Consider the following 25,978-nt stretch of genomic DNA (forward strand, 5'->3'; position numbering starts at 1 on the left):
ACGCCACGTTGACGCTCCCCCAGACTTCGTCCGGGGGGACCCCCACCCAGCGAGTGAAAGTGGCTACGCCACATTCACTCGCTGTCCGGGCGGGGCTGCCTCCAGCCACGCGAGGAAACCGGTCAGCGCGTCCTCGCTCATCGCCAGTTCCAGCCGGTTCCCGCGGTGCAGACACGCGAGGATCACGGCGTCGGAGAGGAGCGCCAGCTCCTCCTCGCCCTCGGGGGTGCGGCGCCCGGCCACCTCGATCGAGGCACGCTCCAGGACGCGGCGGGGGCGGGGCGAGTACGAGAAGACGCGGTACCACTCGATGCGGTCGCCGTTGTAGCGGGCGACGCCGTACCCCCAGCCCTTGCCGTTCTCGTCGGTGCCGGGTTTCTCCGGGGCGTCCCAGCGGAGGCTGCAGTCGAAGGTGCCCCCGGACCGCTGGATGAGACGTCGGCGCAGTCCGAAGACGAAGAGCCCGACCACCACCAGCGCGATCACCGACCCGCACACAGTCAGAGCGAGGACCATCGACACCGACCTCCTCGTCTCCTAGGTAACGGAACGTAAAAAACACCCATATTCGCCTCAGCCGCGGCCGGGTCGGGATGAGGACATCCAGACCCAGCCGCGGCTGAGGTACAGCATCACACGGCGTCTGCGCTCAGCGCGCACCCGCCGTACGCAGTCGTACATCCGCGCGGCGCTCGGCGGCGGCATCGCCCTCCGCCTTCGCACGCTCCAGCTCCCGCTGGGCGCCCTGGACGTCGATCTCGTCGGCCAGCTCGGCGACCTCGGCCAGCAGGGACAGCTTGTTGTCCGCGAACGAGATGAAACCGCCGTGCACGGCGACGACGACGGTGCCGCCCTCACTCGTACGGATGGTCACCGGGCCCGACTCCAGCACACCGAGCAGCGGCTGGTGACCGGGCATGACGCCGATGTCGCCGGACGTGGTCCGGGCGACGACCAGGGTGGCCTGGCCCGACCAGACCTCTCGGTCGGCCGCGACCAGCGCGACGTGCAGCTCAGCAGCCAAGGTGGCTCCTCGGGTCACCACCCGGCGCCTCGGCCGGGTGTTGGGTTCAATTCTAGAGGGAGTACAGAGGGGGGCGGGACGCACCCCATGAGGTGTGGCCTCGCCCCCCACTGATCACGATGTGCCTGACGTCAGCTGACGCCGAGCTCCTTCGCGTTCTTCTTCAGGTCCTCGATACCACCGCAGAGGAAGAAGGCCTGCTCCGGGAAGTGGTCGTACTCACCGTCGATGATCGCGTTGAACGCGGTGATCGACTCGTCCAGCGGCACGTCCGACCCGTCGACGCCGGTGAACTGCTTGGCGACGTGGGTGTTCTGCGACAGGAAGCGCTCCACACGACGGGCACGGTGGACGGTGAGCTTGTCCTCCTCGCCGAGCTCGTCGATACCGAGGATCGCGATGATGTCCTGGAGGTCCTTGTACTTCTGCAGGACCGTCTTGACGCGCATCGCGGTGTTGTAGTGGTCCGCCGCGATGTAGCGGGGGTCCAGGATGCGGGACGTGGAGTCCAGCGGGTCCACGGCCGGGTAGATGCCCTTCTCGGAGATCGGACGGGAGAGAACCGTCGTCGCGTCGAGGTGGGCGAAGGTGGTGGCCGGGGCCGGGTCGGTCAGGTCGTCCGCGGGGACGTAGATCGCCTGCATCGAGGTGATCGAGTGACCACGGGTCGAGGTGATGCGCTCCTGGAGGAGACCCATCTCGTCGGCCAGGTTCGGCTGGTAACCCACCGCGGAGGGCATACGGCCGAGCAGGGTCGACACCTCGGAACCGGCCTGGGTGAAGCGGAAGATGTTGTCGATGAAGAACAGCACGTCCTGCTTCTGCACATCGCGGAAGTACTCCGCCATGGTCAGACCGGCGAGGGCCACGCGCAGACGGGTGCCCGGGGGCTCGTCCATCTGGCCGAAGACCAGCGCGGTCTTGTCGATGACGCCCGACTCGGCCATCTCCTCGATGAGGTCGTTGCCCTCACGGGTGCGCTCACCGACACCGGCGAACACGGAGACACCGTCGTGGTTGTTGGCGACGCGGTAGATCATCTCCTGGATGAGCACCGTCTTGCCGACGCCGGCACCACCGAACAGACCGATCTTTCCACCCTTGACGTACGGGGTGAGAAGGTCGATGACCTTGACGCCGGTCTCGAACATCTCGGTCTTCGACTCGAGCTCGTCGAAGTTCGGGGCCTTGCGGTGGATGCCCCAGCGCTCGCCCGTGTACTTCTCGTCGGTGTTCAGCACCTCACCAAGGGTGTTGAACACCTTGCCCTTGGTGAAGTCGCCGACCGGCACGGTGATGGAGGCACCGGTGTCGGTGACCGGGGCCTGGCGGACCAGGCCGTCGGTGGGCTGCATGGAGATGGTGCGGACCAGGCCGTCACCCAGGTGCTGGGCGACCTCCAGGGTCAGCGTCTTCTTCGCGCCGTCCTGGGCCGGGTCGGCCACCTCGACGTGAAGGGCGTTGTAGATCTCCGGCATGGCGTCGACGGGGAACTCCACGTCGACGACCGGGCCGATGACCCGGGCGACGCGGCCCGTGGCAACGGCCGTCTCAACTGTCGTCGTCATTACTTGTCACTCCCCGCGGTCGCGTCGGCCAGGGCTGCGGAGCCACCGACGATCTCGCTGATTTCCTGGGTGATTTCGGCCTGGCGGGCCGCGTTGGCAAGACGGGAGAGCGTGTTGATCAGCTCGCCCGCGTTGTCGGTGGCCGACTTCATCGCGCGGCGGGTGGCGGCGTGCTTGGAAGCGGCCGACTGGAGCATCGCGTTGTAGATACGGCTCTCGACATAGCGCGGCAGCAGGGCGTCGAGGACGTCCTCCGCCGACGGCTCGAAGTCGTACAGCGGAAGGATCTCGCCCTTCGGCGCCGCCTCCTTCGCCACCTCGTCGAGGCTGAGCGGCAGCAGACGGGCGTCGAGCGCCGTCTGCGTCATCATCGAGACGAACTCGGTGAAGACGATGTGGAGTTCGTCCACGCCGCCGTCAGCGGTGTCCTTCTCGATGGCCTCGATCAGCGGACCCGCGACCTTCTTGGCGTCCGCGTAGGTGGGCTCGTCGGTGAAGCCCGACCACGACTCCACGACCTTGCGCTCGCGGAAGTTGTAGTGGGCCAGACCGCGGCGGCCGACGATGTACGTGTCGACCTCCTTGCCCTCCGCCTCAAGACGCGCCGTCAGCTGCTCGGCGACCTTGATGGCGTTGGAGTTGAAGGCGCCGGCCAGTCCGCGGTCGCTCGTGAGGAGCAGCACCGCGGAACGGGTCGCCGTCTCCGCCTCCGTGGTCAGCGGGTGCTTGGTGTTCGAACCGGTACCGACCGCCGTGACCGCGCGGGTGAGCTCGGCCGCGTACGGCGCGGAGGCCGCCACCTTGCGCTGCGCCTTGACGACGCGCGAGGCGGCGATCATCTCCATCGCCTTGGTGATCTTCTTGGTCGCGGTGACGGATCGGATGCGACGCTTGTAGACCCGGAGCTGGGCTCCCATGAGTCAGGTCCCTTCCTTACGTCACTTGGAGACGTTGACGGCCGGGGCGTCCTCGCCGAGCAGCTTGCCGTCCGAGGTCTCGAACTGCTTCTTGAACTCGGCGATCGCGTCGGCGACAGCGGTGAGGGTGTCGTCCGACATCTTGCCGCCCTCCTTGATGGAGGTCATGAGGCCCTGCTCCTTGCGGTGCAGGTACTCCAGCAGCTCCTTCTCGAAGCGGCGCACGTCGGCGACCGGGACGTCGTCCATCTTGCCGGTGGTACCGGCCCACACGGAGACGACCTGGTCCTCGGTCGGCATCGGCTGGTACTGCGGCTGCTTGAGCAGCTCGACCAGACGCTGACCGCGCTCCAGCTGCGACTTCGACGCGGCGTCCAGGTCGGAACCGAAGGCGGCGAAGGCCTCCAGCTCACGGTACTGGGCGAGGTCGAGGCGCAGACGGCCGGAGACCTGCTTCATCGCCTTGTGCTGCGCGGAACCACCGACTCGGGAGACGGAGATACCGACGTTCAGCGCGGGACGCTGACCGGCGTTGAAGAGGTCCGACTCCAGGAAGCACTGGCCGTCGGTGATGGAGATGACGTTGGTCGGGATGAACGCCGAGACGTCGTTGGCCTTCGTCTCGACGATCGGCAGACCGGTCATCGAGCCGGCACCCAGCTCGTCGGAGAGCTTCGCGCAGCGCTCCAGCAGACGGGAGTGCAGGTAGAAGACGTCACCCGGGTAGGCCTCACGGCCCGGCGGGCGGCGCAGCAGCAGCGACACGGCGCGGTAGGCGTCGGCCTGCTTCGAGAGGTCGTCGAAGATGATGAGGACGTGCTTGCCCTCGTACATCCACTGCTGACCGATGGCCGAACCGGTGTACGGCGCCAGGTACTTGAAGCCGGCCGGGTCGGACGCCGGGGCGGCGACGATGGTCGTGTACTCCAGCGCGCCGGCCTCTTCGAGGGCGCCACGCACGGAGGCGATGGTCGAGCCCTTCTGACCGATGGCGACGTAGACGCAGCGGACCTGCTTGTTCACGTCACCGGAGCGCCAGTTGTCGCGCTGGTTGATGATCGTGTCGACGGCCAGCGCGGTCTTGCCGGTCTGGCGGTCACCGATGATCAGCTGACGCTGGCCGCGGCCGACCGGGGTCATCGCGTCGACGGCCTTGTAGCCGGTCTCCATCGGCTCGTGCACCGACTTACGGGCCATGACACCGGGAGCCTGCAGCTCCAGGGCACGGCGCCCGGACGTCTCGATCTCGCCGAGGCCGTCGATCGGGTTGCCGAGCGGGTCGACGACGCGGCCGAGGTAGCCCTCGCCCACGGCGACCGACAGGACCTCACCGGTACGGGTGACCGGCTGGCCTTCCTCGATGCCGCTGAACTCGCCCAGGACGATGGCGCCGATCTCGCGCTCTTCCAGGTTGAGCGCGAGGCCGAGGGTGCCGTCCTCGAACTTCAGCAGTTCGTTGGCCATGGCCGAGGGGAGACCCTCGACCTTCGCGATGCCGTCGCCGGCAAGGGTGACCGTACCGACCTCCTCGCGCGAGGCCGCGTCCGGCTTGTACGACTGGACGAAGTTCTCCAGCGCGTCCCGGATCTCCTCCGGCCGGATCGTGAGCTCCGCCATCTGGGTTCCCTGCTCTCCTTGTTGGGCCCGAAGTTTCACTTGGGGGGATGGGGACTCCCCCCTGAACGAGGTGAATCCTCTGCACGGCCCAACCGGGCCGCAGACATACGTACGTACTGCTATGAAGTTTGGTGCTAGCTCGCCAGGCGGCGGCCGGCGTCCTCGAGTCGGTCCGCGATCGAGCCGTTGATCAGCTCGTCGCCGACCTGGACCCTGATCCCGCCGACGACGCCCGGGTCCACATCGAGGTTGAGGTGCATGGTGCGGCCGTAGAGCTTCGCCAGGGCGGCGCCGAGGCGGCGCTTCTGGGCGTCGCTCAGCGGAACCGCCGAGGTGACGACGGCGACCACGCGGTCCCGGCGCTCGGCGGCGAGCTTGGACAGGGACTCGAGTCCCGCTTCCAGGCTACGTCCACGCGGCGCGGTCACGAGGCGCGTCACCAGACGCTCGGTGGTGGCCTTGGCGCGGCCGCCGAGCAGGCTGCGCAGCAGCTCGCTCTTGGCGGAGGCACCGGCGGCACGGTCGGTCAGCGCGGCCCGCAGCTCGGTGTTCGAGGCGACGATCCGGCCGAACCGGAACAGCTCGTCCTCGACGTCGTCGAGCGTGGCCGACTGCTGCGCGGCCGTGAGGTCGGCGATGTCGGCCAGCTGCTCCAGCGCGTCCACCAGGTCGCGGGGCTGCGACCAGCGGGAGCGCACCAGGCCCGACACCAGGTCGGCGGTGGTCGCGCCGACCTGGCCGCCGAGGATACGGCCGACCAGCTCGGCCTTGGCCTCGCCGGACTGCGCCGGGTCGGTGAGGACCCGACGCAGCGACACCTCGCGGTGGAGCAGAGCGGTGACGGCGGCCAGCTCGTCGGCGAGCCGCGCCGCGTCCACGGACGTGGAGTCCGTCAGCGCGTCGAGACGCTCACGTGCGGCTGCCAGGGCCTCGCGGCTCGCTCCGTTCATCGCGCGGCCTCGGCCTTCTCCTCGAGGTCGTCGAGGAAGCGGTCGATGACGCGGCTCTGCCGGGCGTGGTCCTCCAGGGACTCACCGACGAGCTTGCCGGCCAGGTCGGTGGCGAGCTTGCCCACGTCCTGACGCAGCGCCGAAGCGGCGGCCTTGCGGTCGGCCTCGAGCTGCGAGTGACCGGCGGCGACGATCTCCTCGCGCTGCCGCTGGCCCTCGGCCCGCATCTCGGCGATGAGCGTGGCGCCCTGCTCCTGCGCCTCCTGGCGCAGCCGCGCGGCCTCGTGCCGAGCCTCGGCGAGCTGAGCCTTGTACTGCTCAAGAACGCTCTGGGCCTCGACCTTCATGCGGTCGGCTTCTTCGATACCGCCCTCGATCGCGTCGCGGCGCTCTTCCAGAACCTTGTTGATGTTCGGAAGCAGCTTCTTCCAGAAGAAGAAGAACACGATGGCGAAGGCGATGGTGCCGACGAGCAGCTCGGGACCCGGAGGAACGAGCGGGCTCTGCTCCTGCTCGGCCGCCAGCTGAACCAGGTTGGCGATCACATCAGTGCCTTTCGTCGAAAAGTGTCTGGTAGCTGTTGATTAGCGACCGAACACGAACGGCATGACGATGCCGATGAGGGCGAGCGCCTCACAGAAGGCGAAGCCGAGGATCTGGTTGGCGCGGATCAGGCCGGCGGCCTCGGGCTGGCGGGCCAGGGCCTGGGTGCCGTTACCGAAGATGATGCCGACGCCGACGCCGGGGCCGATGGCGGCGAGGCCGTAACCGATGGAGCCGAGGGAACCGGTGACAGCGGCGAGGGTCTCAGTGGCAGCCATGCTGATTCTTCCTTCTTTTTCTTGGACCGGCGGGGGTTGGCCACCGGACGTTCTGGGGCGTGCGGAGGAGGGGCTCAGTGGTGCTCGGCGAGAGCGCCCTGAATGTACGAGCAGGCGAGGAGCACGAAGACGTACGCCTGGACGGCCTGCACGAAGAGTTCGAAGAGGATCATGATGATCGTCATGACGAAGGAGACGCCGGCGGCCGGGATCATCCAGCTGTTCAGCAGGTACCAGGAGGCGACGGTGAACATCACCAGCATCAGGTGACCGGCGAACATGTTGGCGAACAGTCGCACCGCGTGCGTGAAGGGCCGGATGAGGACGTTCGAGAAGAACTCGATGACGACGACGAGCGGCAGAACCGGGCCGAGCGACTTGTCGTAGCCGGTGATGTTCTTGAGACCGCCGACGAAGCCGTGCCTCTTGAAGGTCAGCGACATCCAGACGATGTAGACGATCGCCGCGAGGATGATCGGGTAGGCGATGATCGACGACACCGGGAACTGGGCCAGCGGGATCACCGACCAGACGTTCATGATCCAGATGAAGAAGAAGAGCGAGACCATCAGCGGGACGTACTTCTCGCCCTCCTTCCTGCCGAGGGTCTCGTAGACGATGCCGCGGCGTACGAAGTCGTAGCCCGCCTCACCGATCATCTGCAGCTTGCCCGGCACCACCTTCGCCTTGCCGAAGGCGAGGGTGAAGAAGGTGATCACCAGGAGGGTGGTGATGAGCGCGAGCAGCATCACCTTGTTGAACTCGAACCCACCGACCGTCGCGATCGGCTTGAAGAGGAACGAGTGCAGGCCCGGAGCCGGGAAGCCACAGCCATTGTCGGACAGGATGCGGCAATCCCACTCAAAGGCGAGCTGGGTCGGATCAGCACTCACCGCGGGCTCCTTCGGCGTGACGCATAGCTACGGCAACCTCGTTGTGTCGGCGCGGCGCGCTGCCGCGGGTCGGCACTGGACTGGTGTTACGGATGTGGGGGCGGCTGGGGGGCATCAAGCCTCGCGATTGAGCAGGCGTCAGCTCAGATGCCCGCGCCCGCGATGCCGCAGTTGGCACCGGACGATAGCAGGAGAACTCGCAAGCCCTTATTCCACCCCTACCTCTCACGACGACGACCCGGACTTCTCGGACTTGTCACTCTTCTCCGGGGCCGGATCCACGTAGAAGATCTTGGCCTTCATGTGCGCACGCGCCTGTGCGGCCATCCACACGACGGTCGCGACCACGAGGGCGGCGGCGAACGCGCGAGGGTTGAAGAGAGAGGTGTCCTTGAAGAGGGCCACGAAGATCATGAGCAGCAGGAGTTGCGCGACGTAGAGCATCAGCCCCATCGCCTGGAACAGCTGCGGGAGCGTTTTTGCCGTCCACTGGAGCACGTAGAGGCCGATCCCCATGAAGAGGATGGCCAGCACGGTACCGACCGCGGCGCCGAGCGCCCCTTCGCCGCCCGCGACCACGCCACTGACAGCCACCGAGATCACACCGGCAGCGGCCGTGGGTACAGCGGTCTGCAGTAGGTTCCGGACGTCATTGGACGGCATGGCGGCAACTCCGCTTGCTTAAGGGGGCAGGGTGTCGTCATGGACGAGCGTAGTCCCCGGGGGCGAGCGGAAATCTCACGCCGGTGGACCGTCGTATCGCGGCCCTTCGGCTCCATCCGGGGTTCTCGTGAACCGTATCACAAACTATTTGATGAGGTCTTTACCTGAATGGCGTGCCCAGGGTCACACATGAGAGTGAACCCGCCCGTCTGCGCAGAATCCACGCCGACTTGTCTGGTATAAGCACGTTTTGCTCCCCCAGGTTCTTGCATGCCATCGGCAAAGCGTTAGTCAGATTCTTACCTTGGCGTCAGCACAGGAGCCCACCGTTGCGCCCGCACGACGGAACGGCCGGGGGCCGTGTGCGAGGTGCGCACACGGCCCCCGGCCGCTGAATCACGCCGGCGGGATCCCGGTCAGGCCTTCTTGATCTTGCCCTTGAGCTTGCCGTCGATGTAACCGGCCCAGCTGCGGCCCGCCTGGATCTTGAAGCACTGGTTCTTCTTGAGGCTCTTGTCGAAGGTGTAGTACTGCCCCTTCTTCTTCTTGAACTCCTTCCAGCCCGTCAGGGACTTCCAGTCCTTGCCGCAGGTGATGAGCCGGATGCCGATGCCGTGGTCCCAGCTCTTCTTCGTGATCGTGAACTGGACCTTGCCCTTCGCCGTCGTCTTGAACTTGGCGTCGTCCTCGACCTTCTGGACCTCGTTCGTGTTGAACTGGAACGGCAGCACCTTGGTCGCCGGGGCGGCCGAGGCCTGCGTCGCCGTCAGACCGAGCGAACCGCCGAGCGCCACGACGGCGAGAGCGGAAGCGATGGACTTTCGCATGTGTCCCCCATGAGTTCGGGCCTGCACGGGGACGCCGGAACAGCGCCGATCATGTCTCCGGCGCGAACGCCCCCGTGCTGATCATGAATCTGTCATGGCGGCGCAAAGTGCTCAATTGTCCCTGAGGGATGTGTACTTGGGGGAGGTGTACGCGGGGGACGTGTACGTCGGGGAGGGGTGCCCGGCCCGCCGCGACGGCACCTGTCAGCGATGAGCCCCCGCCGGGCTGCGCTCCTCGTCGTGCGCCCGGCCGCCGATCGCCGTCGCCCCGTTGAGGGACGGCGTCCAGTCCGGGACCGGCTCCGGCGCGGCCGCCGGGACCACGCGACGGCGGTAGCGGGGCGGGACGAAGCGCTGGGCCCAGAGCGGGGCGCGGGGGGTGAAGCGGGGCAGCAGCAGGAGGAAGAGGCCGACCCCGCTGAGCATGGCGATGGCGAGGACGATCCACATCGACGCCGAGTTCACCGTGTACGCGAGGGTGCCGAAGGCGATCACCGCGGACCAGAAGTACATGATCAGCACGGCCCGGCTGTGCGAGTGCCCGACCTCCAGCAGCCGGTGGTGCAGATGCCCCCGGTCGGCCGCGAACGGCGACTGGCCCCGCCACGTGCGGCGCACGATCGCGAGGATCAGGTCCGCCGCCGGGATCGCGAGGATGCTCAGCGGCATCAGCAGCGGGATGTAGACCGGCACCATCGAGTAGACCGTGCTGCGCTCCGAGCCGTACAGGTTCATCACGTCCGGGTCGACCTGCCCGGTGATGGAGATCGCGCCGGCCGCCAGCACCAGGCCGATCATCATCGAGCCGGAGTCGCCCATGAAGATCCGCGCGGGGTGCATGTTGTGCGGCAGGAAGCCCAGGCACATGCCCATCAGGACGGCCGCGAACAGCGTGGCGGGGGCCGCGGCCTCGATGCCGTAGCTGTACCAGAGGCGGTAGGCGTACATGAAGAACGCCGCGGAGGCGATGCAGACCATGCCGGCGGCGAGACCGTCGAGGCCGTCGACGAAGTTGACCGCGTTGATGGTGATGACGACCAGGGCGACCGTGAGCAGGGTGCCCTGCCACTGGGTCAGCGCGACGATCCCCACACTGGGAATGGGCAGCCACAGGATCGTCAGACCCTGCATGACCATCACGCCGGCCGCGATCATCTGGCCGCCGAGCTTGATCAGGGCGTCGATCTCGAACTTGTCGTCCAGGACGCCGATCAGCCAGATCAGCGCGGCCCCGGAGAGCAGGGCGCGCGGCTCGTTGGACTCGGCGAAGACCTGGCTGAGATTGGTCAGATGGTCGGCGACCAGCAGACCGGCGCACAGCCCGAAGAACATCGCGATGCCGCCGAGGCGGGGCGTCGGTTCACGGTGGACGTCACGCGCACGAACCGCCGGCATGGCTCCGGCCACGATCGCGAACTTCCGTACCGGCCCTGTCAGCAGGTACGTCACCGCGGCCGTGATGCAGAGCGTCAGGAGGTATTCACGCACGGGCTTCCCCACAGGTCTCGCTGGCCATCACAGCCTCACACCCTAGCGATGCGCGCGACGGTGCACGCATACGGTGGAGGACATCCGGGTAGCGACGATGGTTGCACGTGATGCTGTGCCTGGTGGTGCGTCTACCCCACCTCAGCGCGGATACGGCGGAAATCTTCCGGCCAGGTCCCGTACTTCTTCACGCGTCCGCTTGCCGTCGCCGCCGTCCCTGAGGGCCCCCGCGAACAGCACCGCGAGCCGCGCCATCTCCGCCTCGCCCATGCCCTGGGTGGTCAGCGCGGCCGTGCCGAGCCGCAGGCCACGGGCGTCCCCGTGCGGCAGCGCACAGCAGTCCAGGACCATCCCGGCGGCCGCGAGCCGCCCCTTGGCCGTGCGGCCGTCCACCCCGAGCGGCGCGGGGTCGACGGTCAGCAGGTGGGTGTCGGTGCCGCCGGTGACGACCACGAGCCCCTGCTCGGCCAGCCCCCGGGCCAGGACGCGGGCGTTCGCGACCACCTGATGGGCGTACGCGGTGAACGCCGGGGTTGCCGCCTCCCCGAACGCGACGGCCTTCGCGGCGATGGTGTGCATCTGCGCGCCGCCCTGGGTGAACGGGAACACCGCCCGGTCGACCCGCTCGGCCAGCTCGCTCCCGCACAGCAGCATCCCGCCGCGCGGCCCGCGCAGCACCTTGTGCGTGGTGGCGCACACGATGTCGGCGTACGGCACCGGGTTGGGCGCCGCTCCCCCGGCGACCAGGCCGATCGGATGGGCCGCGTCGGCGATCAGATACGCCCCCACCTCGTCGGCGACCTCACGGAAGAAGGCGTAGTCGATGTGCCGGGGGTAGGAGATGGACCCGCAGACGATGGCCTTGGGGCGGTGGGTACGGGCGAGGGTGCGGACCTGCTCGCGGTCGATGAGCCCGGATTCGGCCTCGACCCCGTAGCCGACGAAGTCGAACCAGCGGCCGGAGAAGTTGGCCGGCGAGCCATGGGTGAGGTGACCGCCGAAGTGCAGGCCCATGGCGAGGACGGTGTCGCCGGGGCGCAGGAGCGCCGCGTACGCGGCCAGTACGGCCGAAGAGCCGGAGTGCGACTGGACGTTGGCGTGTTCGGCCCCGAAGAGGGCCTTGGCCCGCTCCACGGCCAGCCGCTCGGCGACGTCCACCATCTCGCAGCCGCCGTGGTAGCGGGCGCCCGGGTAGCCCTCCGCGTACTTGTTGGCGAGCGGCGACCCCAGCGCGGCCAGCACGGCGGGCGAGGTGAAGTTCTCGGCGGCGACGAGCTGCAGCGTCGTCGCCTGCCGATCGAACTCACCGAGCAGGATGTCGGCCAGCTCAGGGTCCTGCCGCCGCAGGACATCGGCCTCTAGGACAGGGGTGACCGACATGATGGACTCCGGGGCGACGTGTTGTGGAGCGGCTCGCTCGCTGTGATGACGTACGGCCAATGTAGACCCGCGGGTCTACACGCGCCCGGTGTCACGCCCTCGCGGGTACCCCCGTGAGGGCCGTCACCACCGGATCGAGGGCCTGGTGTATCTCGTCGCCCACCGACCGGAAGAACGGCAGCGGGGCCCCGTACGGGTCGTAGACCTCGTCCGCCTCGGCGGTGGGGGCCAGGAGCCACCCGCGTAGAGCGGCGGCGGCACGGACCAGGGCACGTGCGCGGACGACCATGCCCTCCTCCAGGGGAGGGAGCGTGGCGGGGTCGATCGCGCGGACGAGCCGGGTGAACTCCTTCAGCGTGAAGGTGCGCAGCCCCGCGGAGTGCCCCATGGAGATGACCTGCGCCCGGTGGTCACGCGTGGCCGTCAGCACCAGGTCGGCCCTGATGACGTGCTCGTCCAGCAGCTCGCGCCCGGTGAAGCCGGAGGCGTCCGCGCCGAAGTCCGCGAGGACCGCCTCCGCGTTCGCCTCCATCGGCGCCCCCTCGTGCCCCCACGTCCCCGCGCTCTCGACGATCAGCCCGCCCCACAGCGGGTCCCCGAGCCGGTCCGCCAGGGCGTGCCGGGTCAGCCGCTCGGTGATCGGTGAGCGGCACACGTTGCCGGTGCTGACGTGGAGGATGCGGAAGGTGTCCCGCGGCAGCCCCGTGAAGGTCCGCGTCTCTTCCCCGTCCCATATGCCACGCCCCGCGTCAGGGGCCGTCAATTCGCCACCTCAAGGTCGGGTACGACCTTGCGGAGCTCCTCCGCCGACAGGGCCCCGGCGCGCAGCAGCACCGGCACCTTGCCCGTGACGTCGACGATGGAGGACGGCTCGTTGCCGGGGGTCGGGCCGCCGTCCAGGTAGACGGAGACGGAGTCGCCGAGCATCGCCTCGGCGGCGTCGCAGTTCTCCGGCGCCGGGTGCCCGGTCAGGTTGGCCGAGGAGACCGCCATGGGGCCTACCTCGGTCAGCAGCTCGATGGCGACCGGGTGCAGCGGCATGCGCACGGCGACGGTGCCCCGGGTGTCACCGAGGTCCCACTGCAACGACGGCTGGTGCTTGGCGACGAGCGTGAGCGCGCCCGGCCAGAACGCGTCGACCAGCTCCCAGGCCATCTCGGAGAAGTCCGTGACCAGGCCGTGCAGGGTGTTCGGGGAGCCGATGAGCACGGGCGTGGGCATGTTGCGCCCCCGGCCCTTGGCCTCCAGGAGATCGGCCACGGCCTCCGACGTGAACGCGTCCGCGCCGATGCCGTACACGGTGTCCGTCGGCAGCACCACGAGTTCGCCCCGGCGAATGGCGGACGCGGCCTCGCGCAGACCGGTGGCGCGGTCGGTCGCGTCGTTGGTGTCGTATCGCCGTGCCATTTAGCGGGCCTCCTCGTACACGTACTGCTGGGGGGTTGTCGTCGGGCGCGTGCTCATGTCCGTGCTCATCAGGGCAGCGCCTTGCGGGCGGTCGCGAACCGCGGCCGGTTGTTGAGGTCCGGGTGGTCGGCCGCGTCGGCCCAGCCCCGCTCCTCGGTGAAGATCCAGGGCACCTGGCCGCCCTGGGTGTCGGCGTGCTCGATGACGACGACACCGCCCGGGCGCAGGAGCCGGTGTGCGGTGCGTTCCAGGCCGCGGATCAGATCCAGGCCGTCCTCCCCTGAGAACAGGGCGAGTTGGGGATCGTAGTCGCGGGCCTCGGGCGCCACGTACTCCCACTCGGTGAGCGGGATGTACGGCGGGTTGGAGACGACCAGGTCGACCTGTCCGTCGAGGTCGCGGAAGGCGTCCAGGGCGTTGCCCTGGCGCAGGTCGACGCGGGAGCCCGCCATGTTCTTGCGGGTCCACGTCAGGGCGTCCTCGGACAGCTCCACGGCGTGCACACGCGAGCGCGGCACCTCCTGGGCGAGGGCGAGGGCGATGGCACCGGAGCCGGTGCACAGATCGACGATGAGCGGCTCGACGACGTCCATCGCGCGGACGGCGTCTATGGCCCACCCGACCACCGACTCGGTCTCGGGCCGGGGCACGAACACCCCGGGCCCGACCTGAAGTTCGAGGTAGCGGAAGTAGGCGCGCCCGGTGATGTGCTGGAGCGGCTCGCGCTGCTCGCGCCGGGCGATGACCTCCCAGTACCGGGCGTCGAAGTCGGAGTCCTTGACGGTGTGCAGCTCGCCCCGCTTGACGCCGTGCACGAACGCGGCGAGCTCCTCCGCGTCGTTGCGCGGCGAGGGCACGCCGGCGTCGGCCAGACGCTGGGTGGCCTGGGCCACTTCCGCGAGCAGCAGGTTCACGCAAGTCCTCCGTCGTACTTCTTCGTGCTCGTACGTGCCTTACGCGGCCGCCAGCTTCGCGGCCGAGTCCGCGTCGACGCAGGCCTGGATCACCGCGTCGAGTTCACCGTCCAGGACCTGGTCCAGGTTGTAGGCCTTGAAGCCGACGCGGTGGTCCGAGATGCGGTTCTCCGGGAAGTTGTACGTACGGATCTTCTCGGAGCGGTCGACGGTACGGACCTGGCTGCGGCGGGCGTCGGCGGCTTCCCGCTCCGCCTCCTCCTGAGCCGCGGCGAGCAGCCTGGAGCGCAGGATACGCATCGCCTGCTCCTTGTTCTGCAGCTGGCTCTTCTCGTTCTGGCAGGAGGCGACGACTCCGGTGGGAAGGTGCGTGATGCGCACGGCGGAGTCGGTGGTGTTGACGGACTGGCCGCCGGGCCCGGAGGAGCGGTAGACGTCGATCCGCAGGTCGTTCATGTTGATCTCGACGTCGACCTCCTCGGCCTCGGGCGTGACCAGCACACCGGCGGCGGAGGTGTGGATGCGGCCCTGGGACTCGGTGGCCGGCACGCGCTGGACGCGGTGCACGCCGCCCTCGTACTTCAGCCGGGCCCAGACGCCCTGGCCGGGCTCGGTGGCGCCCTGGCCGCCCTTGGTCTTCACGGCGACCTGGACGTCCTTGTAGCCGCCCAGCTCGGACTCGGTGGAGTCGATGATCTCGGTCTTCCAGCCGACGCGCTCGGCGTACCGGAGGTACATGCGCAGGAGGTCACCGGCGAAGAGCGCGGACTCGTCACCACCCGCACCCGCCTTGATCTCCAGGATGACGTCCTTGTCGTCGGACGGGTCCCGGGGCACGAGCAGCAGCCGCAGCTTCTCCGTCAGCTCCTCGCGCTGCTTCTCCAGCACCTTGACCTCGGCGGCGAAGTCCGGGTCGTCCGCGGCGAATTCGCGGGCCGTGTCGATGTCGTCGCCGGTCTGCTTCCAGGTGCGGTACGTGCCGACGATCGGGGTCAGCTCCGCGTAGCGCTTGTTCAGCTTGCGCGCGTTGGCCTGGTCCGCGTGGACCGACGGGTCGGCGAGCTTCTTCTCCAGGTCGGCGTGTTCCCCGACCAGTTCCTCGACCGCCTCGAACATCTCTCCGGCTCCCTGTACGACGTACGACGTTGTGAGTGGCTGCGCTCCTGAGCCGCACCCATGGGCTGCACATCTGTGTGCCGCACCGCAAAGCGCCGGTCCCGACGCCCCCGATGGGGGCGCCGCGGACCGGCGCTGGGGGCTCGCTACTTCTTGGCAGCGGCAGCCTTGCCGAAGCGGGCCTCGAAGCGGGCCACGCGGCCACCGGTGTCGAGGATCTTCTGCTTGCCCGTGTAGAACGGGTGGCACTCGGAGCAGACCTCGGCACGGATGGTGCCGCTCTCGATCGTGCTGCGGGTGGTGAACGACGCGCCACAGGTGCAGCTGACCTGCGTCTCGACGTACTCGGGGTGGATGTCGCGCTTCAAGGTGTCTCCTAGTTTCGGGAGGGCGCCGGGTCGCTGCCGCGGGATGCGAGAGCGTGAACCGGAGCCGACGTACCAGTCTGCCATTCACTGGCGTCATCTCCCAAAACCAGGGGGTGCGCACAGGTATTCCCACGACTGCCGACGCGCTTGCCGCTGACCCTGCGTAGCTGCGGGCAGCTGACCGTACCCAGCTGCGGGCAGTCCTGGCACGCCCGGCCATGCCCACCTGCGGGCGGCACGCCGCTGCCTCGCCCTTTCCAGCTGCGGGCAGTCGTGCCGCTGGGGCGGCACGGGTGGGCGCAGGCGGCGCCCTGTCAGCGCCGGTAAGGGCCTCCCCCGGTCGGCACGCGCCATGGGGTGCCTCGTGCTCGCCGTGGGCGGCTGCCGGCCGTACGGGGCTGGTCGCGCAGTTCCCCGCGCCCCTTTAAGTGCCGGCGGCCACCACGCCCCCGGCGGCCCCCGTAGCCGTCCCCTTCGTCGCCGACTTCGGGATCGACCTGTCGGCCTTCAGCGCGGCCCAGACCCGCTTCGACTTCGCCTCGTCCACCAGGACGCGGTTCGGGTCGGCGGGGTCGTACTGGACAGGCATCGTGACCATGGTCATGTTCTTGGAGCCGATGCCCTTGAGCCCGTTGGCGAAGGACGCGAGCTTCTTGACGCTGTCCAGGTCGGAGTCCGTGGTGACGGCGTCGGTCGCGGACTCGGCGAGGTCGTAGATCTTCTTGGGGTTGCTGAAGATCCCGACCGACTCGACCTGCTCGATCAGCGCCTTGATGAACGCCTGCTGGAGCTGGATGCGCCCGAGGTCGGACCCGTCCCCCACCCCGTGCCGCGTCCGCACGAGCCCGAGCGCCTGCTTGCCCGTGAGCGTGTGCTCCCCGGCCTTGAGGTCCAGATGGCTGTCGGGGTCCTTGATGTCCTTCGTGGTGGTCACAGGAACCCCGCCGAGGACGTTGATCAGCTTCTCGAAGCCCGCGAAGTCGACCTCGATGTAGTGGTCCATCCGGATCCCCGTCATGGACTCCACGGTCTTCACCGCACACGCGGCGCCCCCCGTGGAGTACGCGGAGTTGAACATCGCGTACGACGCCGCCGGATGCGTCTCGCCCTTCGCGTCGGTGCACTCGGGCCGCTCGACGAGGGTGTCCCGGGGTATGGAGACCACGCTGGCCCGCTTGTGGCCCTCGTAGACGTGCACGACCATCGCCGTGTCGGAGCGGGCGCTGCCGTCGTCGACACCGCCGCCCAGCTTCTTGTTGCTGCCCGAGCGGGTGTCGGAGCCGAGGACCAGGATGTCCTGCGAGCCGTTGTCGACGTCGAGGGGCCGGTCGGTGCCGAGGGCCTGGTTGATGTCGACGCTCTTGAGGTTGCCGTTGAGCTTGAAGTAGAGGTAGCCGATCCCGGTGCCGCCGAGCACCAGGACGCCCGCGGCGGTCCAGACGACGGCCAGCGCCGCTCTGCTGTGCCCTTCGCGGGGCTTGCGGCGGCTTCCCTTGGCCGCGCGGTGGCGCGGGCCGGTGGTGCCCGTGGTGCCCGTCTTCCCCGGTATGCCGGCGTCCGGCGTGCTCTCGGCGGACATGTGCTCCTCGTTCTCTCTCCGGTCGGTTACCCCCTGCGCTCAGGCCCAGGCCTGTCGGGTCGGAAGCGGCCAGGACGCCTGCTCGGCGTCCCAGGGCCGCTCCGCCCGGTCAGACGGGATATGCCGGGAAAGGGTTGCACGACGAACGGTGCCCATCGCGCAGAGCACGATGGGCACCGTGTGTGACGATGAGCCCGGCGGGACCGGGCTCACCTGGTGTTTCAGCCGAGCAGGTCGTACTGGGCGTAGCTGGTCCCGACCGAGGCGCGTGTGCTGAAGATCTCGCTCGTGGCCTTGCCGGTGCCCTTGTAGAGGTACAGCGTCCCGGCCGGCGTACGGGCCAGCAGGTCCGCCCGGCCGTCGCCGCTCACGTCACCGGGGGTGAGGAGCGTGTTGTACGCGCTCCAGTCCGAGCGGACCTTGATCCGGGTGGCGAACGCGCCCGTGCCGGACTTGCCTGCGCCCTTGTAGAGGTAGACGTCCGACCCGGTCTTGGTGCGCGCGATCAGGTCGGTCTTGCCGTCGCCGGTGAAGTCGCCGTGACCGAGGACCGCGTTGTACGTGTTCCAGCCCGTGCCGACCTTGACGCGGGTCGAGAACGTCCCGTTGCCCTTGCCCGGGTAGATCCACAGGGCGCCCGCCGAGTCGACCGAGAGCAGGTCGGGCAGGGCGTCGCCGGTGACGTCGCCGGGGGTGACGATCCGGGTGCGGGTCGCCCAGTTGTCGAAGATCTGCGTGGTCGCCCAGCTGTTGGACGAGGGCACGAACCGCCGCCAGAAGACGTCACCGTCGGAGGAGCGGCGCAGGACGAAGTCCTGGTAGCCGTCCCGGTTCAGGTCGGTCTGCTGGACCAGGTTGTAGCCCTTCCAGCTGCCCTCGGCGGTCAGGGCCGCGCGGTCGCCGAGCGCGGAGCCCGTGGAGGCGCGGACGTAGCCCGTGCCGGTCTCCTTGTTGCGCAGGAAGACGTCGGCCTTGCCGTCCCGGGTGATGGCGGCGTCGTCGACCCGCGGCTGGGTCACGCCGACGTACGTGCTGACCTTGGCGAAGACCGGGTAGGCACCCTCGTACACACAGTCCTCGACGCCCCACGAGACGACGCCGACGACCTTGCCGCCGACGACGAGCGGGCCACCGGAGTCACCGTTGCAGGTGGCGGTGGTCGTGGCGTCGGTGCCGCCGGACGGCTTGCCCGCGCAGACCATGTGCCCCTTGACGAAGTAGGGGCTCCAGGTGTTCGCGCAGGTCGTGTCGCTGACGATCGGCAGCGTGGCCGTCTTCAGCGTCTGCGAGATGTCCTGGGTCTTGGAGCTGGTACGGCCCCAGCCGTACGCCTTCGCGCTGGTGCCCGCCGCGTACGAGGCCGTGTCACCGGACGTCGTCATCTTGATCGGCGTGGCCTTGACGGGCTTGGACAGCGTGAGGACCGCGACGTCGTTGTCGATCGCCTCCTCGTCCCACGAGGAGTGGTTCCACTGGCGCGAGACCTTGCTGGGCGTGCCGCCGTGGTAGTCGAGGTGGTCGAAGCTGCCGTCGTCCTTGTAGACGGAGGTGGGCAGCTGGTCGGTGCCGGTGACTATCTCGCCGTACTTGACCCAGTTGTAGTGGTTCTTGTCCACGCAGTGCGCGGCGGTGAGGATCTTCGTCGGTGAGACGACCGTGCCGCCGCAGAAGAAGCCGAGGTCCTGCGTCTCGTCGTAGTACCAGAGCTGCGCCATCCACGGCGCCGACGCGATGGTCGTCGTCGAGCCGCCGATGATCTGGGCGGACGGCTTCAGGCCGCTGTCGCCGTCGGTGTCCGCGCTCTCGGTCGAGGACGGCTCCCGCGTCACGGCCACGGTGTCGTCCGCCGCCATCGCCTTGGCGATCCGTACATCCGCCTCGTCCGGTGTCGAGGTGGTGTCGGCGCCGGCCACGCTCGCGGACGACATCAGAAGCGTCCCGGCTATCGCGGCGGCTATGGCTCCGGACAGAGGTCTGGCCACTCAATTCCCCCCTGGGAGTGCAATGGTTGAGCATGCTTGATCAGAACGTGCAGAAGCTGATCGTAGAAGACCGTGATCGTACACGTGTCGCATACAGAAAACTGGGGCCACCCTCACAAAGAGGGTGACCCCAGCGTTTTCAGAGGTACGAGACCTAGTCGCCGTTACCGGGCATCGGCGTCGTCTTCTGGATCTGCAGCAGGAACTCGCCGTTCGACTTCGTCTGCTTCATCTTGTCGAGAAGCAGCTCGATCGCCTGCTGGGAGTCGAGCGCGTGCAGCACCCGGCGCAGCTTCCAGGTGATGGCGAGCTCGTCGCTGCCGAGCAGGATCTCTTCCTTACGGGTGCCGGACGCGTCCACGTCCACCGCCGGGAAGATGCGCTTGTCGGCGAGCTTGCGGTCGAGCTTGAGCTCGGCGTTGCCGGTGCCCTTGAACTCCTCGAAGATGACCTCGTCCATGCGGGACCCGGTGTCCACCAGGGCGGTGGCGAGGATGGTCAGCGAGCCGCCGTCCTCGATGTTGCGGGCCGCTCCGAAGAAGCGCTTCGGCGGGTACAGGGCGGTCGAGTCGACACCACCGGACAGGATGCGGCCGGAGGCCGGCGCCGCCAGGTTGTAGGCACGGCCCAGACGCGTGATCGAGTCGAGCAGCACGACGACGTCGTGGCCCAGCTCCACCAGGCGCTTGGCGCGCTCGATGGCGAGTTCGGCGACCGTGGTGTGGTCCTCGGCCGGGCGGTCGAAGGTCGAGGAGATGACCTCGCCCTTCACCGACCGCTGCATGTCGGTGACCTCTTCCGGACGCTCGTCGACGAGGACGACCATCAGGTGGCACTCGGGGTTGTTGTGCGTGATCGCGTTGGCGATGGCCTGCATGATCATGGTCTTGCCGGTCTTCGGCGGGGCCACGATCAGACCGCGCTGGCCCTTACCGATCGGCGCGACGAGGTCGATGATGCGGGTGGTGAGCACGCCCGGGTCGGTCTCCAGACGGAGCCGGTCCTGCGGGTACAGCGGCGTCAGCTTGTTGAACTCCGGGCGCCCGCGCCCGGATTCGGGCGCCATGCCGTTCTGCGAGTCCAGGCGGACCAGCGCGTTGAACTTCTCGCGGCGCTCGCCGTCCTTGGGCTGGCGGACCGCACCGGTGACGTGGTCACCCTTGCGCAGGCCGTTCTTGCGGACCTGGGCGAGGGAGACGTAGACGTCGTTCGGGCCGGGCAGGTAGCCCGAGGTACGGATGAACGCGTAGTTGTCGAGGATGTCCAGGATGCCCGCGACGGGGATCAGGACGTCGTCGTCGGCGAGCTGCGGCTCGGGGGCGCCGATCTCGTCACGGCCGCGACGGCCACGACGGTCGCGGTAGCGGCCGCGACGGCCACGGCGTCCGCCGTCGAAGTCGTCGTCGTCCTGCGGGCCGTTGTCACGCTGGCGGTCCTGGCGGCCGCCGCCCTGCTGCTGGCCCTGCTGCTGGCCGCGGTCGCGCTGCGGCTGGCCGCCGCCCTGCTGCTGCTCGTCGCCCTTGCCGCGGCGGCCGCGGTCGCCGCGCTCACCGCGGTCCCCACGCTCGCCCCGGTCACGGCCACGCTCGCGGCGGCCCTGACGGCCCTCGCCGCCCTGGTCACCGGCGTCGGCCCTGGTCTCGGCCGACGCGGCCGGGGTCTCGGCCTTCGGCTCACTCTTCGCCTCGGCGGCGACCGTCTCGGGGCTGCCCGCGTCGGCGGTGGCCCGGCGCCGACGGCGCTCGGTGGGCGCCTCGTCGCCACCGGCCGGCTGGCCGGGGATCTCGATCTGCTGCTGGGCCACGGCCTTCTCGGCCTTCTCGGCGGGCGCCGCGGCCTTCTTGGCGGTGGCCTTCTCTGCGGTGGCCTTCTCGGCCGGGGCGGCGTCGTCGCCCGTACGCGCCTTCGAGGTGGTGCGGCGCTTCGGCTTGGTCTCGGTGGCGGCCTCGGCCTTCGCCGGGGCTCCCCCGCCCGCCTGCGCCTCCTTGATGACCTCGATCAGCTGGCTCTTGCGCATCCGCGCGGTGCCCCTGATGCCGAGGCCGGATGCGACCTGCTGCAGCTCGGCCAGCACCATGCCCTCGAGGCCGGTGCCGCGGCGCCGCCGGGAGCCGGCACCGCTGGCAGGCGCGGCGTCCGTGGCGGGCGCGGCAGCGGTGTCCTCGACACGTGCGCCCATCAGATCGGTGGTGTCGCTCACGAAGGGTCCTTCCCTGGAGCGGACGTCGGCCTTCTGGCTCGGCGACCGTTTGTGCTGTCCGGCTTCGGTCCTGTTCGTGTGGACCGTGCCGGGGCGGTGGTCCGCCAAAGGCGGCGGAGGGGAATTTCTGGTGATTCGGCGCTTTCCGGGCCGTGGCACTCAGTGTCTGTGTCACGCGGCTCGGCGATGCGCCGGTTCCGGAGCCTGCTCGGCAGACCGCTCAGTGCCTGCGTACGGCGTACAGCTTGACGTACGAAGCACAGTGCGGCTTGGGAGACTCCCGGAAGAATGGTTGTCCCGGACGGGGACGATAAGCACCTCGCCATGGCTGGGGCAGGTGCAGACTTGAGGTTAACACTACCGGATCCAACAAACATTCCCCCTCTCGAAATCCGGCAACCGAACGCCTACTCGTCGCCGCTGTCGGCGCCGGGTTCGGCGACGGTGGTGGTCAGCGGCAGGACACACGCCCCTCGGGCGTCGAGGTCCAGCCGGTTGGCGGCCCATCCCGCACCGGCGAGATCGGCCACCTTGTCGGCGCTGGCCTCGTCGGCCAGGGCCAGGACCGTGGGTCCGGCGCCGGAGATGACCGCCGGGACGCCGTCGGCCCGCAGTCGCTCGACCAGGGCCGCGCTCTCCGGCATGGCGGGCGCCCGGTACTCCTGGTGCAGCCGGTCCTCGGTGGCGGGCAGCAGCAGCTCGGGGCGCCTGGTCAGGGCTTCCACGAGGAGGGCCGCCCGGCCCGCGTTGGTTGCCGCGTCGACGTGCGGGACGTTGCGCGGGAGCAGTCCGCGCGCCGTCTCCGTCAGAACCGGCTTCCCGGGGACGAAAACCACCGGAACGATGGAATCCGCGGGGTCCATCCTGATCGCCCGCGCGGCGCCGCCCTCCATCCAGGAGAGGGTGAAACCGCCGAGGAGGCAGGCCGCGACGTTGTCGGGGTGACCCTCGATCTCCGTGGCCAGTTCGAGCAACGCGGCGTCGTCGAGGCGGTTGTCGCCGCCTATGGTCACGGCGCGGGCGGCGACGATGCCGGCGCAGATGGCGGCGGAGGAGGAGCCGAGGCCGCGGCCGTGCGGGATGCGGTTGGCGCAGACGATCTCCAGGCCCCGGGGCTGTCCGCCCAGCAGGTCGAAGGCGGTGCGCAGGGAGCGGACGAGCAGATGCCGCTCGTCGCGCGGAAGGGTCTCGCTGCCCTCCCCCGCGATGTCGACGTGCAGGCCGGAGTCGGCCACCCGGACGACCACGTCGTCGTAGAGCCCCAGCGACAGGCCCAGGGCGTCGAAGCCCGGACCGAGGTTGGCGCTGGTGGCGGGGACGCGCACCCGTACGGCGGCGGCGCGGAACGCTGGACCGGCCATCGCTCGATGACTCTCCTTGAACTGCGGGATTGACGATTGCCGAATGACATTCGATTGACGTTCGACAGGTACCTGGAACCCGGCGGCCGCTCAGGACGGCACGGCGCCGCACCCTTGCGGGGCATATGCGGCGGGCGGGTTCACCACAGCCTATCGAAGGAAGGTTCTGTGGCGACATAGGGCGCACAGGAGGCGCACGATGCGTGTCGTAAGCCCCCTGTGCACCCCCCGTCGGGTCCTGTCAGGGTTATCCCCCGAGAATCGACGTCTACGCGCGACTCTCAGGTGTTTTCGAACGGCTGGGCGAGAGGATACGCGAGTGGCCGTGGAGGAAGTCAGGCGAGACCGAGGCGCTCGGCCGCCGTCGCCGCGTCCACCGGGACCGTGACGGGCTGCGGGGCGCCCGCGACGGCCCAGTCCGGGTCCTTGAGGCCGTTGCCGGTGACCGTGCAGACGATGGTCTGGCCCGGGTCGACCTTGCCGGCCTCGGCGGCCTTCAGCAGACCGGCCACGGAAGCGGCGGAGGCGGGCTCCACGAAGACACCCTCCTGCGCGGCCAACAGCCGGTAGGCGCGCAGGATCTCACGGTCCGTCACCTCGTCGATGAAGCCGCCCGACTCGTCCCGCGCGGCCAGGGCGTAGTTCCAGGACGCGGGGTTGCCGATACGGATCGCGGTGGCGATCGTCGACGGGTCCTTGACGACCTCGCCGCGCACGATCGGCGCCGAGCCGGAGGCCTGGAAGCCCCACATACGGGGCGTCTTCGCGGCGATACCGTCGGCGGCGTACTCCTTGTAGCCCTTCCAGTAGGCCGTGATGTTGCCCGCGTTGCCCACCGGCAGGACGTGGATGTCGGGGGCGTCGCCGAGCATGTCCACGATCTCGAACGCGGCGGTCTTCTGGCCCTCGATCCGCACCGGGTTCACCGAATTGACCAGCGCCACCGGGTAGTTGTCGCTCAGTTCACGCGCGAGGGTGAGGCAGTCGTCGAAGTTGCCGTCGACCTGGAGGATCTTCGCGCCGTGCACCAGGGCCTGGCCCATCTTGCCGAGCGCGATCTTGCCCTGCGGGACGAGCACGGCCGAGACCATGCCCGCACGGACGGCGTAGGCGGCCGCGGAGGCAGAGGTGTTGCCCGTGGAGGCACAGATGACGGCCTTCGCGCCCTCCTCCTTCGCCCGGGTGATGGCCATGGTCATCCCGCGGTCCTTGAAGGACCCGGTGGGGTTCGCGCCCTCCACCTTGAGGTGGACCTCGCAGCCCGTGCGCTCCGAGAGCACCTGCGCGGGGACGAGGGGCGTACCGCCCTCGCGGAGCGTCACGACCGGCGTGCTGTCGGAGACGGGCAGCCGGTCCCGGTACTCCTCGATGATTCCGCGCCACTGGTGGGTCATTGCTGGTTACTCTCCTTCAACCCGCATGATGCTGGCGACACCCCGCACGGTGTCGAGGTTGCGCAGCGCCTCGACGGTCCCGGTGAGGGAGGCGTCGGAGGCGCGGTGGGTGACGACGACGAGAGAGGCCTCGCCGTCCTTGCCCTGCTGGCGAACCGTATCGATCGACACTCCGTGCTCCGCGAACACGGTCGCCACCTGGGCGAGAACACCCGGTTTGTCGGCGACGTCGAGACTGATGTGGTAGCGCGTGACGACCTCGCCCATCGGCGAGACCGGCAGGGCGGCATAGGCGGACTCGCCGGGTCCGGTGGACCCCGCGAGCCGGTTGCGGCACACGGCCACGAGGTCCCCGAGCACGGCGGAGGCGGTGGGGGCACCGCCCGCGCCCGGTCCGTAGAACATCAGCTGACCGGCGGCGTCCGACTCCACGAACACCGCGTTGTAGGCGCCGCGCACGGAGGCGAGCGGATGCGTCAGCGGGATCATCGCGGGGTGCACGCGCGCGGTGACGGACCCGCCGTCCGCGGCCCGCTCGCAGATGGCGAGCAGTTTGATGGTGCAGCCCATGTTCTTGGCGGAGGCGAAGTCGGCCGCCGTCACCTCGGTCATGCCCTCGCGGTACACGTCGTCGAGGCGTACGCGCGAGTGGAAGGCGATGCCGGCGAGGATCGCGGCCTTGGCGGCGGCGTCGAACCCCTCGACATCGGCGGTGGGGTCCGCCTCCGCGTAGCCGAGCGCGGTGGCCTCGTCGAGGGCCTCCTGGTAACCGGCGCCGGTGGTGTCCATCTTGTCGAGGATGAAGTTGGTCGTCCCGTTGACGATGCCCATCACCCGGTTGATCTTGTCGCCGGCGAGGGACTCGCGCAGCGGACGGATCAGCGGGATGGCACCGGCCACGGCGGCCTCGTAGTAGAGGTCGGCGTCGTGGTCCCCGGCGGCGGCGTGCAGGGCGGCGCCGTCCTGAGCGAGGAGGGCCTTGTTCGCGGAGACGACGGAGGCGCCGTACTCGAACGCGGTGGTGATCAGGGAGCGGGCGGGCTCGATACCGCCGATGACCTCGACGACGACGTCGATGTCCCCCCGTTTGACGAGCGCGGTGGCGTCGGTGGTGACGAGGGCGGGGTCGATGCCCTCACGGACCCTGGAGGGCCGCCGTACGGCCACGCCCGCGAGCTCGACCGGGGCGCCGATGCGCGCGGCGAGGTCGTCCGCGTGCGTCGTCATGATGCGCGCCACCTCTGAGCCGACTACCCCACAGCCCAGCAGCGCCACCTTCAGCGGACGCGTACGCATCATCCGACCTCGTTTCCTCACATACCGACATACCGAACACGGTGGGACCAGTCTCACTCACCGGACGGGAGTTTCTATCCCCGGTCCGGATCGTGAGACATCTATTTCATTTTCACCGGGCCGAAAGACGAAGATCTTCCGGCCCGGGTCTTTCCTTCGTCAGCGGACCAGCCGACGACCGAAAGCCTTCGTCAGCGGATCAGCAGATTTCCG

The 25,978-nt window shown here is 69.1% G+C and carries 24 protein-coding genes; all 24 read right to left on the minus strand.

The features are described 5' to 3' along the window. Positions 1 to 63: 63 nt before the first annotated feature. Entirely contained in the window at positions 64 to 516 is a 453-nt protein-coding gene (locus HW837_RS39030) for a DUF2550 domain-containing protein (protein ID WP_045558927.1), read from the minus strand. A 133-nt stretch (positions 517 to 649) separates the two neighbouring features. Further along, positions 650 to 1,024 carry a F0F1 ATP synthase subunit epsilon gene (locus tag HW837_RS39035; RefSeq protein WP_033526509.1) on the minus strand — a complete coding sequence of 125 codons (375 nt, stop codon included), beginning with the start codon at positions 1,022 to 1,024 and terminating at the stop codon, positions 650 to 652. Between the two features lie 131 nt (positions 1,025 to 1,155). Beyond that, positions 1,156 to 2,592 carry a F0F1 ATP synthase subunit beta gene (atpD, locus tag HW837_RS39040; RefSeq protein ID WP_045558928.1) on the minus strand — a complete coding sequence of 479 codons (1,437 nt, stop codon included), beginning with the start codon at positions 2,590 to 2,592 and terminating at the stop codon, positions 1,156 to 1,158. After that, positions 2,592 to 3,509, minus strand: coding sequence for a F0F1 ATP synthase subunit gamma (locus tag HW837_RS39045; protein WP_045558929.1), 918 nt, complete (start codon positions 3,507 to 3,509; stop codon positions 2,592 to 2,594). The genes atpD and HW837_RS39045 overlap by 1 nt, the downstream gene beginning before the upstream one ends. A gap of 21 nt (positions 3,510 to 3,530) precedes the next feature. Then, complete coding sequence (gene atpA / locus HW837_RS39050) at positions 3,531 to 5,126, minus strand: F0F1 ATP synthase subunit alpha (RefSeq protein WP_005480248.1); 1,596 nt, start codon at positions 5,124 to 5,126, stop codon at positions 3,531 to 3,533. Positions 5,127 to 5,260: 134 nt separating this feature from the next. Beyond that, on the minus strand, positions 5,261 to 6,076 hold the full coding sequence (locus HW837_RS39055; protein WP_045558930.1) for a F0F1 ATP synthase subunit delta: 816 nt from the start codon (positions 6,074 to 6,076) through the stop codon (positions 5,261 to 5,263). Then, entirely contained in the window at positions 6,073 to 6,621 is a 549-nt protein-coding gene (locus HW837_RS39060; RefSeq protein ID WP_045558931.1) for a F0F1 ATP synthase subunit B, read from the minus strand. The genes HW837_RS39055 and HW837_RS39060 overlap by 4 nt, the downstream gene beginning before the upstream one ends. A gap of 39 nt (positions 6,622 to 6,660) precedes the next feature. Beyond that, a complete protein-coding gene (locus HW837_RS39065; protein WP_045558932.1) occupies positions 6,661 to 6,897 on the minus strand; it encodes an ATP synthase subunit c family protein in 237 nt (78 codons plus the stop codon). Between the two features lie 74 nt (positions 6,898 to 6,971). Then, positions 6,972 to 7,742, minus strand: coding sequence for a F0F1 ATP synthase subunit A (gene atpB, locus HW837_RS39070; RefSeq protein WP_045559235.1), 771 nt, complete (start codon positions 7,740 to 7,742; stop codon positions 6,972 to 6,974). Positions 7,743 to 8,015: 273 nt separating this feature from the next. Further along, positions 8,016 to 8,453: a Cg1360 family ATP-synthase-associated protein gene (locus HW837_RS39075; protein WP_086797440.1), complete on the minus strand. Its 438-nt coding sequence runs from the start codon at positions 8,451 to 8,453 to the stop codon at positions 8,016 to 8,018. 416 nt (positions 8,454 to 8,869) lie between these two features. Continuing rightward, a complete protein-coding gene (locus tag HW837_RS39080; protein ID WP_060883291.1) occupies positions 8,870 to 9,280 on the minus strand; it encodes a hypothetical protein in 411 nt (136 codons plus the stop codon). A 204-nt stretch (positions 9,281 to 9,484) separates the two neighbouring features. Continuing rightward, on the minus strand, positions 9,485 to 10,768 hold the full coding sequence (locus HW837_RS39085; RefSeq protein WP_193381838.1) for an MraY family glycosyltransferase: 1,284 nt from the start codon (positions 10,766 to 10,768) through the stop codon (positions 9,485 to 9,487). 141 nt (positions 10,769 to 10,909) lie between these two features. Continuing rightward, positions 10,910 to 12,148, minus strand: coding sequence for a serine hydroxymethyltransferase (locus HW837_RS39090; protein WP_045558936.1), 1,239 nt, complete (start codon positions 12,146 to 12,148; stop codon positions 10,910 to 10,912). A gap of 91 nt (positions 12,149 to 12,239) precedes the next feature. Continuing rightward, on the minus strand, positions 12,240 to 12,911 hold the full coding sequence (locus HW837_RS39095; RefSeq protein WP_060883293.1) for an arsenate reductase/protein-tyrosine-phosphatase family protein: 672 nt from the start codon (positions 12,909 to 12,911) through the stop codon (positions 12,240 to 12,242). Then, complete coding sequence (locus tag HW837_RS39100) at positions 12,908 to 13,555, minus strand: L-threonylcarbamoyladenylate synthase (RefSeq protein ID WP_033526519.1); 648 nt, start codon at positions 13,553 to 13,555, stop codon at positions 12,908 to 12,910. Before HW837_RS39100 ends, HW837_RS39095 begins: the two co-directional genes overlap by 4 nt. Before the next feature lie 68 nt (positions 13,556 to 13,623). Further along, the gene (gene prmC, locus HW837_RS39105) at positions 13,624 to 14,469 is read right to left on the minus strand and encodes a peptide chain release factor N(5)-glutamine methyltransferase (RefSeq protein ID WP_045558937.1); all 846 of its coding nucleotides are present in this window, start codon (positions 14,467 to 14,469) and stop codon (positions 13,624 to 13,626) included. A gap of 39 nt (positions 14,470 to 14,508) precedes the next feature. Beyond that, positions 14,509 to 15,585 (minus strand): peptide chain release factor 1, encoded by a 1,077-nt coding sequence (prfA, locus tag HW837_RS39110; protein WP_045558938.1) that lies wholly within the window; start codon positions 15,583 to 15,585, stop codon positions 14,509 to 14,511. Positions 15,586 to 15,731: 146 nt separating this feature from the next. After that, positions 15,732 to 15,953 (minus strand): 50S ribosomal protein L31, encoded by a 222-nt coding sequence (gene rpmE, locus HW837_RS39115; RefSeq protein ID WP_028804216.1) that lies wholly within the window; start codon positions 15,951 to 15,953, stop codon positions 15,732 to 15,734. A gap of 424 nt (positions 15,954 to 16,377) precedes the next feature. Continuing rightward, positions 16,378 to 17,532: an LCP family protein gene (locus tag HW837_RS39120; RefSeq protein WP_093790662.1), complete on the minus strand. Its 1,155-nt coding sequence runs from the start codon at positions 17,530 to 17,532 to the stop codon at positions 16,378 to 16,380. A gap of 221 nt (positions 17,533 to 17,753) precedes the next feature. Continuing rightward, positions 17,754 to 19,460: a trypsin-like serine protease gene (locus HW837_RS39125; protein WP_193381858.1), complete on the minus strand. Its 1,707-nt coding sequence runs from the start codon at positions 19,458 to 19,460 to the stop codon at positions 17,754 to 17,756. 208 nt (positions 19,461 to 19,668) lie between these two features. After that, positions 19,669 to 21,714 (minus strand): transcription termination factor Rho, encoded by a 2,046-nt coding sequence (gene rho, locus HW837_RS39130; RefSeq protein ID WP_193381837.1) that lies wholly within the window; start codon positions 21,712 to 21,714, stop codon positions 19,669 to 19,671. 407 nt (positions 21,715 to 22,121) lie between these two features. Beyond that, positions 22,122 to 23,075, minus strand: coding sequence for a homoserine kinase (gene thrB / locus HW837_RS39135; RefSeq protein ID WP_193381836.1), 954 nt, complete (start codon positions 23,073 to 23,075; stop codon positions 22,122 to 22,124). Positions 23,076 to 23,410: 335 nt separating this feature from the next. After that, entirely contained in the window at positions 23,411 to 24,469 is a 1,059-nt protein-coding gene (gene thrC / locus HW837_RS39140) for a threonine synthase (protein WP_045558943.1), read from the minus strand. A 6-nt stretch (positions 24,470 to 24,475) separates the two neighbouring features. Continuing rightward, the gene (locus tag HW837_RS39145) at positions 24,476 to 25,768 is read right to left on the minus strand and encodes a homoserine dehydrogenase (RefSeq protein ID WP_033526526.1); all 1,293 of its coding nucleotides are present in this window, start codon (positions 25,766 to 25,768) and stop codon (positions 24,476 to 24,478) included. Between the last annotated feature and the right edge of the window lie 210 nt (positions 25,769 to 25,978).

This window comes from Streptomyces caniscabiei (assembly GCF_014930365.1).
GTDB lineage: Bacteria > Actinomycetota > Actinomycetes > Streptomycetales > Streptomycetaceae > Streptomyces > Streptomyces caniscabiei.

Coding starts and splice junctions, on each gene's coding strand:
- HW837_RS39030 (WP_045558927.1), bottom strand. CDS start 516: ATGGTCCTCGCTCTGACTGTGTGCGGGTCGGTGATCGCGCTGGTGGTG.
- atpD (WP_045558928.1), bottom strand. CDS start 2,592: ATGACGACGACAGTTGAGACGGCCGTTGCCACGGGCCGCGTCGCCCGG.
- HW837_RS39045 (WP_045558929.1), bottom strand. CDS start 3,509: ATGGGAGCCCAGCTCCGGGTCTACAAGCGTCGCATCCGATCCGTCACC.
- atpA (WP_005480248.1), bottom strand. CDS start 5,126: ATGGCGGAGCTCACGATCCGGCCGGAGGAGATCCGGGACGCGCTGGAG.
- HW837_RS39055 (WP_045558930.1), bottom strand. CDS start 6,076: ATGAACGGAGCGAGCCGCGAGGCCCTGGCAGCCGCACGTGAGCGTCTC.
- HW837_RS39065 (WP_045558932.1), bottom strand. CDS start 6,897: ATGGCTGCCACTGAGACCCTCGCCGCTGTCACCGGTTCCCTCGGCTCC.
- HW837_RS39075 (WP_086797440.1), bottom strand. CDS start 8,453: ATGCCGTCCAATGACGTCCGGAACCTACTGCAGACCGCTGTACCCACG.
- HW837_RS39080 (WP_060883291.1), bottom strand. CDS start 9,280: ATGCGAAAGTCCATCGCTTCCGCTCTCGCCGTCGTGGCGCTCGGCGGT.
- HW837_RS39090 (WP_045558936.1), bottom strand. CDS start 12,148: ATGTCGGTCACCCCTGTCCTAGAGGCCGATGTCCTGCGGCGGCAGGAC.
- HW837_RS39100 (WP_033526519.1), bottom strand. CDS start 13,555: ATGGCACGGCGATACGACACCAACGACGCGACCGACCGCGCCACCGGT.
- prfA (WP_045558938.1), bottom strand. CDS start 15,585: ATGTTCGAGGCGGTCGAGGAACTGGTCGGGGAACACGCCGACCTGGAG.
- HW837_RS39120 (WP_093790662.1), bottom strand. CDS start 17,532: ATGTCCGCCGAGAGCACGCCGGACGCCGGCATACCGGGGAAGACGGGC.
- HW837_RS39125 (WP_193381858.1), bottom strand. CDS start 19,460: ATGTCGTCCGCGAGCGTGGCCGGCGCCGACACCACCTCGACACCGGAC.
- thrB (WP_193381836.1), bottom strand. CDS start 23,075: ATGGCCGGTCCAGCGTTCCGCGCCGCCGCCGTACGGGTGCGCGTCCCC.
- thrC (WP_045558943.1), bottom strand. CDS start 24,469: ATGACCCACCAGTGGCGCGGAATCATCGAGGAGTACCGGGACCGGCTG.
- HW837_RS39145 (WP_033526526.1), bottom strand. CDS start 25,768: ATGATGCGTACGCGTCCGCTGAAGGTGGCGCTGCTGGGCTGTGGGGTA.